Origin of the sequence: Calidifontibacillus oryziterrae (genome assembly GCF_000331575.1) — a bacterium.
GTDB lineage: Bacteria > Bacillota > Bacilli > Bacillales > Bacillaceae_J > Calidifontibacillus_A > Calidifontibacillus_A oryziterrae.
In genome coordinates, this window is the sequence record NZ_KB223527.1 from 667,592 (window position 1) to 680,264 (window position 12,673).

The window sequence follows — 12,673 nt, forward strand, 5'->3', positions numbered from 1 at the left end:
ATTCTTATGAATGAATTGCCTTCCCATCAACCGCAAGTGCGGCTTCACCAATAGCCTCTGACAAAGTCGGATGGGGATGAATTGTGTGGGCGATTTCCCACGGTGTTGCGTCAAGTACTCTAGCAAGCCCCGCTTCTGAAATCATGTCTGTTACATGTGGTCCAATCATATGGACTCCGAGTAAATCATTATTATCCTTATCAACGACTAGCTTCACAAATCCATCAGATTCTCCAAACACTAGCGCCTTCCCAATTGCTTTGAAGGAAAATTTCCCAACTTTTACGTTGTATCCTTTTTCACTTGCTTCCTCTTCGGTATAGCCGACACTTGCAATTTCCGGATTGGAGTATACACATTTGGAAACAAGTGAATAGTCGATCGGATTTGGTGTTTTATTTGCAATATGTTCAACTGCAACTATTCCTTCATGTGAAGCAACGTGAGCTAACTGTAAACCACCGTTAACATCACCGATCGCATATATATGAGACTCTTTCGTTTGAAAAAATTGATTAGTTTTTATATAGCCACCTTCAACTTCTATAGCCGTATTTTGTAGGCCAATATCTTCGACATTCGCTCTTCTTCCAACTGAGACTAAAAGCATATCAGCAGAGTATATCTTTTCTTCCCCTTTTTGCTCTGCCATAATCGTAACACCATTACCTGCTTGTAATGTTTGTGGTAATACCCTTGCATTCGTTACTATTTTGATTTTTTTCTTCTTCATAATTCTTTGCATTTCTTTCGATATTTCACGGTCCTCTGTAGGTAAAATGCGATCAGCAAACTCAATGACTGTTACTTCAACACCAAAATCAGATAACATCGAGGCCCACTCTATACCAATCACACCGCCGCCAACAATAATAATAGAACTCGGTAAAGAATCCATCATTAGCGCCTCATCAGATGTAATGACATATTTCCCATCAATTTCAAGACCTGGAAGTGTTCTTGGCCTTGAACCAGTCGCGATTATAACATTTTTAGGGATTAGCATTTCATTTTCTCCGCCACTGTTCATTTCTACAGAAATTGTCCCGGGGGTTGGTGAAAAGATCGATGGACCTAATATCCTTCCCGTCCCTTCATAAACATCGATTTTCCCTTTTTTCATTAAATGCTCGATCCCACGAAGTAGTTGATTAATAACCTTTTGTTTTCGTTCTTGAACCTTGGAAAAATCAAGCTTTATATCCCCCAGAATAACGCCAAACTCTTCACCACGTTTAGCAGTTACGTATACTTCGGCACTTCTTAATAATGCTTTACTTGGTATACAGCCCTTATGCAAGCATGTTCCCCCAAGTTTATCCTTTTCAACAATTGCTGTTTTCAAACCAAGCTGCGCTGCCCGAATTGCAGCGACATAACCACCAGTACCGCCACCAAGGATGACGAGATCATATTCCGTTGCCATTATTTATTCCTCCTAACCAGTTCACACAAAGTTCTTCCTACTCACATCTTTTTAATTAATACGACGATTTATGATGTGCTTTCCATTTTGTAAAAATTGACTACGTGATTGCTTTAAGCTGTTAATTCTTTCTTCTGCTAATCTGTCTGCTGCTTTGTATGTTGGAATGCTATCACGTTTTGATATTTCTATTACTTTTGCAATATTTTCATAGATCGATTCAATCTTTTTCATTGCACGTTCCCTATTATAGCCATATAGCTCGTCAGCTACATTGATTACTCCACCTGCATTAATGACATAATCAGGGGCATATACAATCCCTAGCTCTTGAAGCTTCGTACCATGACGCTCCTCTCTTAATTGATTATTCGCCGATCCCGCAACAACCTTTGCCTTTAGCTGGGGTATCGTTTCATCATTAATAACTGCACCTAATGCACATGGAGAATAAATATCACAATCTATACTGTAAATATCATTAGGATCAACCGCTTTTGCGCCAAACTCGTGAACAACACGATCTACTGCTGCCTTATTAATATCAGTGACAATCAACTTTGCACCCTCATCAGATAAATGGCGACAGAGATGATAAGCAACATTGCCTGCACCCTGAACTGCAACAATTTTTCCTTCAAGTGAATCCGTTCCAAATGCTTCCTTGGCCGCAGCCTTCATTCCACGATATACACCATATGCAGTTGCTGGTGAGGGATTCCCTGATGAACCAAACGCGGGTGAAATTCCGGTTACATAGTCTGTTTCTTCATGAATTACATCCATATCCTCGACCGTAGTACCGACATCTTCAGCAGTTATATATCTCCCATTTAATCCTTGAATAAACCTCCCAAACGCACGAAACATAGCTTCACTTTTATCTTTACGAGGATCACCGATAATAACCGTTTTTCCGCCTCCTAGATTTAAACCTGCTGCTGCATTTTTATAAGTCATTCCTCTTCCTAATCGCAAAGCATCAACAATTGCATCCTCTTCTGTTTCATAGGTCCACATTCTCGTACCACCTAAAGCAGGCCCTAATGTCGTATCATGTATACAGATAATGGCTTTTAGTCCTGACTGTTTATCTTGACAAAATAAAAGTTGCTCATAATCATACTCTTCTAAATACTTAAAGATTTCCATTCAAACTTCCCCCTGAATTATTAGTTACACAATTTTCTTTCTTTTTATTAATAAAATATGCAAAAACTATGCCAACTTGAAAACATTGAAAGCGCTTTATAAATTAAAATGTTACTATGCAATAAATTGCAAATATGAATTTTATTGCACGCTGTTATTTGCAATATTATATTTTTCAATTTTATAGTACAGATTCCTTAATGAAATCTTTAAGTCGTTTGCTGTTTTTGTTTTATTCCCGTTATTTCTAATTAAGACTGTCTGAATTATTTCAGCTTCAAATTCTTCAAGTAAGCTAGATAACGGCCGAGAGCTTTCAAGTTTAACTTGAAATGGTTCTTTTCCTTCTTTTGCGTCTTTCAGTGGTTCTTGTAGCACTGGAAGATGAATAATATCTACTAAAACTTCATTATAATTCATATAAATGACAGCTCGAGCTAAAACATTTTCTAACTCCCTTACATTACCTGGCCATCGATATGTAAGCAAATAATCGATAGCCTTTGTAGTTAAGCCTTCAACTTTCCTTCCGTAATCTTGATTGATTTTTTGCAAAAGGTGATGGCATAATAACGGAATATCTTCCCTCCGATCTCGTAATGGGGGGATATGAATGGGAAGTTTATTAATTCGAAAAAATAAATCCTCACGGATTTTCCCTGTTGCCATAGCCTTTTCAAGATTTACATTTGTTGCTGCAATGACACGAACGTTAATTGGGATCGACTTTGTTCCACCTACCCTAACAATTTCATGCTCTTGCAATACCCTTAATAATTTAGCTTGTGTATTTGCAGATAACTCACCAATTTCATCAAGAAAAATACTACCATTGTTCGCTTCTTCAAATAAACCTTTTTTCCCACCTCGTTTTGCCCCCGAAAAAGCCCCTTCTTCATAGCCGAATAATTCACTTTCTAATAACGATTCTGATAAAGCAGCACAATTGACGCGTATAAATTTGTTAAATCTACGATCACTTGCATTATGTATAGCATGGGCAAATAATTCCTTCCCTGTTCCTGATTCTCCTCTTAATAAAACTGTTGCGGGGGTTTTCGCACCTAATTTCGCCTGTTCAATTGCAAACTGCATTTCGTCAGAAGAACCGATAATATCTTCAAAGGAGTACTTCGCTTCTAACGTCCTGATTATTTGCTTAGCCCGCTGGAGTTCTTCAGTAAGGGATTTTATCTCCGAAACATCATGTATGACACCAACGCTCCCTTTTAAAATTCCATCTACTATTACTGGTGCTACATTTACAATTACATCGCGACGTTTCGGCCCTACCTTCATACGAACTCCACGGACTGGTTTTTTTGTTTGAAGTACCTTTAGATGCATGCTTTCGCCTTCTGAGATATCGGCAGTAGCGGGTTTCCCAACAATTTGCTCGCTTGTTAATCCGGTTATTCGTGTATAGGCTGGGTTGATCATAATTCCATTCCCATGTTCATCGACAACAGATATTGCCTCATCTGACGATTGTATAATTGCTTCAAGCATTGACTTTATATCTTTGAGATTTGTTATTTCCTCTGCTAATTTTACAACATCAGTTATATCTTTAAATACTGCAAAAGCTCCGATGATATCGCCATGCTCATTTTTCATAGGAATTCTAGTTGTAATAATTTTTGAACCGTTGTCTAATTCTTGTTCTTGGTTCACCTCTAGCTTTCCAGTCTCCAATACTCTTGGTAGCTTAGAAGACGGGAAGACTGCGGTTATTTTTTCCCCAATAGCCTCATTTTTCTTTATACCCATAATTCGCTCTGAACTGTTATTAAATAATATAATTTCTTCATTAGTGTTGATTGCCATCATACCGTCATGAGTTGTATTTAAAATGACATTTTGAATATAAGATTGTTTTTTTAACTCTGATATTAAATTTTCTTTTTCAGACATTAATTTAACAGTTATATAAGCGACTGACCCAGGGATAATAACCATATTGGCAAAGCGCTTTTCCCGTATAGATTGAAATACCTTTTCATCACCTGTAGCGTCAACCACAACATCGACGTCCTCACTAAAAAAACACTCCCAATTTGAACCGGTTGGTATACGATGTTTTTTAGCAAATAGAATCCCAGGTGCATGTGAATTAATATCAATGATTGCCTTCACCCTCATTTGATCTGTATCCATAAATATTTTTAATAACGCTGTCCCCCCAACACCAGCACCTATTATTAAAACATTTTGCATAATTTTTCACCCCCACTCAATAATTCATGCAAATAATTTCATATGATACTATCTTCACCTACTACACTTCAAAAATCAATAGTTGTGCTATCATCAAGCAAATGTTCCGTGATATACTAATTTTATTGTTTATATAAAGAAAGGATTAGGTTATGAAACGATTTATTGCTTTAATGATTATTGTTATACCAGGTTTTCTTGCTATTTTAGGATTTAAGTTAATGCGGGACACAATTTTTGGTGTCTATCAGTTTAATATTCCTACCCTTTGGCTTCAATTTTTAATAGGACTTGTGTTATTTATGATCGGCCTAGGATTTGTTGCAGGATTTATCTTTCATAGAGACCGAAAAAGAAATAAAGTACAATCAAAATTTAAAAAAGGTCGTTAGCACCAATGCTAACGACCTTTCTATTTTAAAATTATTTAATTTCAATTGCTTCCTGTACTTGCACTTGACCAATATTCATGAAAAACTCTTCGTATAACGCGCGAACCGCACGAGCAGCATCTTCAGCAGCAACTGCAAACATCATGCTTACTTCAGATGAACCTTGGTTAATCATTTCAATATTTACACTAGCACGAGCAAAGGCAGCTGTAGCCTTAGCTGACGTTCCAACAAAGCTTGTCATACCCTCGCCAACTACCATAATCACAGCTTGATTATGACGAATCGAAATAGTGTCTACATTAAGTTCTGTTTTAATTCTTTCTAAAACGCGGTTTTCTTTTTCATCACTTAACTGATTTTCACGCAATATTACGGATAAGTCATCAATACCTGAAGGCATATGCTCATACGATATTCCTTCATCCTCTAATATTTGTAAAAGTCTACGACCAAACCCAATTTCCCTATTCATTAAATATTTACTTACATATATACTACAGAATCCAGCGTCACTTGCTATACCAGCTACTGGAATACTAGAATAATCTCTTTCCGCCACAATAAATGTACCTGGGGCAGCAGGGTTATTCGTGTTTTTAATGCATACTGGTATACCTGCACGGAATGCAGGAATTAAGGCCTCATCATGAAATACAGAAAAGCCTGCATAGGAAAGCTCACGCATTTCTTTATAGGTTAGCTCTTTAATTTCCTTAGGATTATCGACAATATTAGGATTCGCACAAAATACTGAGTCTACATCGGTAAAATTCTCATAAAGCTCAGCTTCTATACCTGCAGCGACTATCGCACCTGTTATATCAGATCCACCGCGTGAAAAGGTAACTAAATTCCCTTCTGGCGAGTAACCAAAAAATCCTGGAATGACAAGGATTTCATTGCGATTTTTTAATTTTTTTAGATTATCATACGTTTCAGGTAAAGCTTGTGCATTACCTGGATCATCAGTTACAACAATGCCCGCTTCCTTTGGATTCACATAGGCAGCTGCAACACCGATAGAATTTAAATATGCAGCAAATAATTTTGCATTGTTATCTTCTCCACTAGCCTTGATCCTGTCCATAAAACGATTTTTATTTGTTTTATCTGAATTGACTGTATCCGTTAAACTAGCTGATATTTCATCAATAATATGTGCTGAAAGATCTAAACCAGTCGCAATTTCCGCATATCGACTTACTATAGTGTCAAATTCTTTAGTAATCTGATCTCCATTTAAGCATCTTTCACCTAAAGCAATTAATAAATCCGTCGTTTTAATATCATTATTAAATCGTTTTCCAGGTGCTGAAACGACAACAATTCTTCGCTTCTTATCAGCTTGAATTATATTTGCTACCTTTCTTAATTGTTCAGCGCTAGCTACAGATGTTCCCCCGAATTTTGCAACTTTCATTATTACTAACCACCCATTTCAAATAAATAATAACTATTCTATCATATTTTTGATATTTTTAAAGAAAAATCTGAACTTCAGATTTTGGCAAAAGGTTCATCTATAACTTCCCTACAATCCATCGGGTTCTTAATCATTTGCCAATCGTTACTTAAATTAGGTGTTGAACTGGAACTGATAATGAATATGTAATTATCAATTTCAAATACTTCACTATCGTCGTGTTCAATCTGTAACTCATCACGGTTGAATTTAGCTTTCATAAAAATGGATGGGTGGACTTGTTTGAAATAAACATAAAAATCAATGGAGTACTTTTGAAAATAATCAATTTTCTGCTCAAGTGCACTTATAAATAGTTGTTTGTAATCCATCGTATATTGTTTTTTGAGCTCATCCTTCTCGTGCATTTGATATAAAATTGGTGAAATATTTTTAGTAATTGTATCAATAATCAATATTTCTTCCTCTTTTAAATTATCATTCGTTTCAATGACAACTAAATAACCGTCAATCGTTTCTTTCGACAATTGGAGCTTGTTTTCCATAAATAACGGGGATAGTACAATGCCGTTTACATCTCCAAATTTCTCGATAAGCTTATGATTTGTAAAATAGTCTGACACACGAATCGATTCATAATTATAATATGTCTCAATCGTAAGCTTATCCTTGACATTTTGAGGTATTTGATAATTTTGCCCATCAACATCATCTAAGCCAACACTTTTTATGATGATATAATCATTATTTTTCGATCTTACAGAGAAAAACGCTTTTTTCACACCATATCCAAGCTGAAGCGTTTGAAGTGTAAGCGAAAAGAGTTCATCCTTTGTTTTACCGGAATTTATTGTCCTCGATAATTTATTTAACATTGAGAGAGCTTTATATTTTTTTTCAATTTCCTCTTTTTGTGCTTTTATTTCGTTAAATAGCTTTGCATTTGTAATCGCAATATATGTTGTTGCGGCAAGCGATTCAATCAATTCAAAGTCAGCCCGACTATAGGAAACACCATTTACAGCTTCACTTATCGTAACAACACCCAAAATTTCATCCTTTACAATAAGAACGATATATTGAGCATCTAAATTCTCAAATTCTTGCCAGTTAACAAATAACGACTTAATCAGGTCCAAATCTTCTTTTATATGTAGGACAATGTTTGGAGATGCGTACTTCCTCTCCTTTAACTCGAGCTCTGTATAATAAACACTAAATGAGTTAACATTACGATAACCAGATATTTTAATTTTATTAGTTAAAGGATCAAATATCCCAAATGATGTAACCTTGCTTCCTGAAACTTCACTAAATACATCCGTCGCATTAGAATATAAATTTCCAAGTCTTAATTCAGATAATAATGCTTTCGTACTTTGGTTAATAACAAATAAGTTAAAAATTTTGCGATCCAAATCCGAATTAATCTTTTGAAAGTCTAAAAAGCGTTGATTATTCTCTAGCGAGTGGTTAATAAGCTTCATTAAATAATCAACCATGCTTAAATCATCAGAATCTAATTCAGAGTTTTTCTTCCCTTTTGAAACAATAAAACCTGCTAATTCTGTATCAATGATTAACGGAACTACAAGCCTTATACTAAATAACTCAATTGTTTCCGCAGGAAAATATGACTGTAAGTTAGTTGTAATGATATGACCATGAAAAAGCGGAATTTCATCTAATTTTTTTGTTGATGTAAGGCTATATTGATTAACATGATATCCATTTTCGGTTTTCATAACAAATGAATTGCCCTCACGAATAAATAACGCAGAGGACTCCAATGTTAACAACTCATTTACAAATCTGTATCCAAACTCCATGATTTGTTCAACATGAAACCTTTGAGTGAAAAAATCAATTGCATTTAATAAAACATCAAACCGCTTTAGTTTAGTATTTAATAATTCTTCCAAACCCCTCAGCCCCTATTCAAAATGCAACTCTTTACCTAAAGCATAAAATGTTCCCCGTACAGGATGATTTAGTTTCTTTTTATGGTGTTTAATTTCAAGTAATACCTCTGGAAAAGCCTCTTGTGAAATAAGAACTTGTCCTTCTCCTTTCGTCTCGAGGTAGTCCATTAATGCCTTTCTACCAATCTCGATATTTGAAACCTCTGACATTAACTCTTCATATTTTTGTACACGCTGCTTGTAATCAGATAACTGGTTCTCATCCAACTGTTTTAAAAAGCTTTCAAAAATCTCTAATTGTCTTTTTAATTGCTCAACTTCTGTGACTACTTTTTTATAATGTATTAACAGTTCATCTAACTGTTTTTTAATAGCATTTCGGTCAAAGCCTGCTACATTGACAACGGTTTTACGCTCCATTTTATTTCCAATATATGCTGCAACTACTTTTCCCTTTGCTTCAATAACCCCACCAATGACTTTCCCTTTACGGTCATCTGTAATGACGTTTTTGCCCTTAAGGCTACTTCCAATTGAATAATAACCAATATTAATATCCTCTTCTGCTTCTAGGAAACATTCATTGGCGTGCTTTATATAAATATTTTTGGCGGCAATTACCTGACTTTTTCCCTGACCAAAAATGCCTCCTTTAACAAAAACATCTCCATTTCGTGACTGAATTAACTTTGCCCCATTTATACCTAGCTCACTTAAAATTGAAATATCCCCAGTTGCTGTCACTGAGAATCCTGGTTGAACAGTTCCTTTTATTTCAACACTGCCATCAAAATCAATATTACCGGTTTCAACCCCAACATCACCATCAATAACTAAGTGATTACCAACGGATATTTTACCTTCTATAAATTTCACAACACCATCAATTTTAGCCCGAAGTATAGTTTTTCCATCTTCGTTGACAGCTTCGACTGTTTTTTTGTCATACAATAATCGCCGATCTTTGCCTTTCTTTTGCTTCAACGATTCACCTGTAACAGTTCGCCCTGGAGTTCCTTCTGTGCGTTCAATTTTTTCTCCTAGCCAAGTGCCCTTTTTTACCTCATCAATAAAGTTCATATCATAATAATCGGCTTTGCCATCTTCTCGAATCGCTGGTTTTCGTTCTGAGAGCTGATAATACTTAACCTTTGCCGGTTCACCATCAATTGGTGGAATACCCTTTGCAATTACAATTTCCCTGCGAGGAATTAATTCATTTTTTATAACTTCAGTTAAAATACCGTCTGTAATATTGTTTTGCTTTAAAGCTTCGACAACTTTACTCGTATAAGCCCCCATATTTTCGAAAAACTTGTGATCCGATTCGTTTATTTTTGCTTTAGCCTCCATTTTATCTTTCGATATCGTTATTTGAACTACCGGTCGCAAACTACCAATATGAATCTTAGCACCACTCGCTTCCTCTAGTGCCATTCTCAAATTCATAAATTGATTAATCTCAATTCTCGGCAATTTTTCAAGTAAGTCATTAAATTCTTTTATTAGGAATCCTGGTTTTTTGACGGTAATGTAAATAAATTCATTTTCTTCTTCAAGTTGAAAAAATTCATTTGAAAAGATTTCCATAGCCATCTGCCATTCCTTTCTGGATTTGAAGATTGTATTTTTAATTTTTCAACCTGTAGTAATTAAATAGTAAAATGTATATATTTATTATCTTATCATGAAATTGGTAAATTTTTTTAAAGTTCACTTAAAATTCTAAAAAAAAACACCCAGAAGGTGTTTTTTAAGAGTTATTATGATGCCTTATGTTCTAAGCGAAGCTTATCAGCAACCATCGCAATGAATTCGCTATTTGTCGGCTTTGCTTTTGACATGCTGACCGTGTATCCAAATAGGTTAGAAATCGAGTCAATATTACCTCGACTCCACGCTACTTCAATCGCATGGCGAATTGCACGTTCAACACGACTTGCTGTTGTATTGTATTTCTTAGCAATATCTGGATATAAAACCTTCGTAATCGAGCCTAATAGCTCGATATCATTATACACCATCGAAATGGCTTCTCGAAGATATAAATAGCCTTTAATGTGAGCCGGAACACCAATTTCATGAATAATGCTTGTAATATTGGCGTCTAAGCTTTTTGTTTTTGGTTCAGCAGCAGTTCTCGTTACAATAGGACGTTTTACAATAGTGGATGCTTTCCCAGAAACTTGACGTATCTGGTTTGCTAAGTTCTCCATATCGAATGGCTTTAACATAAAGTAGGATGCACCAAGCTCAACTGCCTTTGTTGTGACATCTTCTTGTCCAAAAGCGGTTAGCATAATTACGTTTGGTAAAGATGGTTTATGTAAATCACGCATTTTTTCTAATACTGCCAAGCCATCTAAATGCGGCATGATAATATCAAGTACTAACACATCAGGATTTTGTTCTTCCAATAAGTGTAAGCATTCCTGACCGTTATATGCTACACCTATTACTTCTATATCATCCTGATTTGATAAATAATCCTCTAAAAGCGATACTAATTCGCGATTATCATCTACTAAACATACTTTAATTTTTTTCAACACAAACGTTCCTCCTCAAATTCTAAATATTCTCTATTTTTTATTGTATCTAAAGAATTCGACAATGCAACTTTAATTCCTTTAATTTTTATAAAAAAATTATAAAAATCCTATAATATCTCTCGTTTTCTTCAAATTCCTCACTCGTTCGACGTTATTTGCTATATTATTACATTGCTTGCACGAGCTGGTCGAATTTAATCGAAGAAAAACCGAAAGCGAGCATTAGCTCGCTTTTTTCTCAGTTTCTGGCGATTTTTCATAAATATTAATCCCTGCTTCATTAAGCATCCATTCGATATGAACACCGTATCCGCTAGTAGGATCGTTTACGAAGACATGAGTGACAGCTCCGATTAATTTCCCTTCTTGAATTATAGGACTTCCACTCATCCCTTGAACAATTCCACCAGTTTTATCTAGAAGCTTTGGGTCGGTAATATTAATAACCATTCCCTTTGTTGCAGGAAATTTTTGAGGCACTGAACTTACAACTTCTACATCGAACTCCTGGACTTTATCTCCTTCTACTACAGTCAAAATCTTTGCTGGACCCTCTTTTACTTGATGTGATAGCGCAATAGGCATTGGATTGTCCATGATTCCATTTTTGACATCTGTATTTAATTTCCCAAAAATCCCAAATGGACTATTTTTAGATATATTGCCAATTATTTCGCGATCATTTGCAAAGCGGGCCAATTTTTCTCCGGGACTACCATTAGCCCCTTTCTCAATCGAAGTAACAGTTGAGCGAACTATTTGCCCATCATGAACAACAATTGGCTTTTTTGTATCCATGTCAGATATAACATGACCTAGCGCACCATACTTCTTTGATTCGGGGTGGTAAAATGTCATTGTTCCAATCCCAGCAGCAGAATCTCTTATATATAATCCAATTCGATAATGATCTTCATTTTTTGCCTTCAAAGGAATAAGCTCAGTTTCAAATTCATTTTCGTCCCGTTTTATTATTAATTTCAACGGCTTGTCATTTTTACCTGCTTGGTCAACATAATAGGAAACGTCACTCATCTTTTCAATTGGTTTATCATCAATTTTCATGATAATATCCCCAATTTCAATACCTGCTTTTTCTCCTGGAGATTCATTTCCTTGTTTTGTTTCAATAAGGTGATGCCCTACTACTAGAACACCTAACGTATTTAACCTAACACCTAACGATTGCCCACCTGGAATTATTTTAAAATCAGGTAGAACTTTTATATCAACATTTTTAACTGGAAAGTTCGCCATTTCTAACAGCATCTTTTCTTCCCCGCTTTCCTTTCCTTTTATAGAAAGCGTATTCTCTTCATCTCGTGCTATCGAATAAATGGCTTCTTCATTTATTTGTGAAAAGACAGGTAACGAAGTTACAGTTGCTTCCTGACCTTCAAAGAGAATAATTTCTCTTGGAATGGAAACATACTCTTTCATTGGTTCGAAAAAGCCAACACCAATTAAAAGAACAAGGAGAATTAAACCAACCAATTTTCTAAGCCATTCTTTTTTCAATCATTTCACTCTCCTCGCTCCAATCCCACACTATTATCATGGCTACAGTAATAATTTTGCCCTCATAC

At 35.5% G+C, this 12,673-nt stretch carries 9 protein-coding genes; 1 reads left to right on the forward strand and 8 read right to left on the reverse strand.

The genetic code is table 11. From position 1 onward, the window contains the following. Positions 1-4: 4 nt before the first annotated feature. The 3 genes from lpdA to D612_RS0111910 all read right to left on the reverse strand — a co-directional run bounded on the left by lpdA (position 5) and on the right by D612_RS0111910 (position 4,795). Positions 5-1,426 carry a dihydrolipoyl dehydrogenase gene (lpdA, locus tag D612_RS0111900; protein WP_017755707.1) on the reverse strand — a complete coding sequence of 474 codons (1,422 nt, stop codon included), beginning with the start codon at positions 1,424-1,426 and terminating at the stop codon, positions 5-7. Between the two features lie 51 nt (positions 1,427-1,477). Continuing rightward, positions 1,478-2,578 carry a branched-chain amino acid dehydrogenase gene (gene bcd, locus D612_RS0111905; protein ID WP_017755708.1) on the reverse strand — a complete coding sequence of 367 codons (1,101 nt, stop codon included), beginning with the start codon at positions 2,576-2,578 and terminating at the stop codon, positions 1,478-1,480. A 141-nt stretch (positions 2,579-2,719) separates the two neighbouring features. Beyond that, positions 2,720-4,795 (reverse strand): sigma-54 interaction domain-containing protein, encoded by a 2,076-nt coding sequence (locus D612_RS0111910; RefSeq protein WP_017755709.1) that lies wholly within the window; start codon positions 4,793-4,795, stop codon positions 2,720-2,722. 152 nt (positions 4,796-4,947) lie between these two features. Between D612_RS0111910 and D612_RS0111915 the strand changes: the two genes are divergently transcribed. Then, positions 4,948-5,187: a DUF2627 domain-containing protein gene (locus D612_RS0111915; RefSeq protein WP_017755710.1), complete on the forward strand. Its 240-nt coding sequence runs from the start codon at positions 4,948-4,950 to the stop codon at positions 5,185-5,187. 31 nt (positions 5,188-5,218) lie between these two features. Here D612_RS0111915 and D612_RS0111920 read toward each other — a convergent pair whose 3' ends face one another. The 5 genes from D612_RS0111920 to spoIVB form a co-directional block, all read right to left on the reverse strand. After that, positions 5,219-6,610 (reverse strand): aspartate kinase, encoded by a 1,392-nt coding sequence (locus D612_RS0111920; RefSeq protein WP_017755711.1) that lies wholly within the window; start codon positions 6,608-6,610, stop codon positions 5,219-5,221. A 77-nt stretch (positions 6,611-6,687) separates the two neighbouring features. Then, positions 6,688-8,535: a GAF domain-containing protein gene (locus D612_RS0111925; RefSeq protein ID WP_017755712.1), complete on the reverse strand. Its 1,848-nt coding sequence runs from the start codon at positions 8,533-8,535 to the stop codon at positions 6,688-6,690. Positions 8,536-8,547: 12 nt separating this feature from the next. Further along, positions 8,548-10,131 carry a DUF342 domain-containing protein gene (locus tag D612_RS0111930; RefSeq protein WP_017755713.1) on the reverse strand — a complete coding sequence of 528 codons (1,584 nt, stop codon included), beginning with the start codon at positions 10,129-10,131 and terminating at the stop codon, positions 8,548-8,550. Between the two features lie 167 nt (positions 10,132-10,298). Further along, positions 10,299-11,084 (reverse strand): sporulation transcription factor Spo0A, encoded by a 786-nt coding sequence (spo0A, locus tag D612_RS0111935; RefSeq protein WP_026092482.1) that lies wholly within the window; start codon positions 11,082-11,084, stop codon positions 10,299-10,301. A gap of 225 nt (positions 11,085-11,309) precedes the next feature. Next, positions 11,310-12,605 carry a SpoIVB peptidase gene (spoIVB, locus tag D612_RS0111940; protein WP_017755715.1) on the reverse strand — a complete coding sequence of 432 codons (1,296 nt, stop codon included), beginning with the start codon at positions 12,603-12,605 and terminating at the stop codon, positions 11,310-11,312. Between the last annotated feature and the right edge of the window lie 68 nt (positions 12,606-12,673).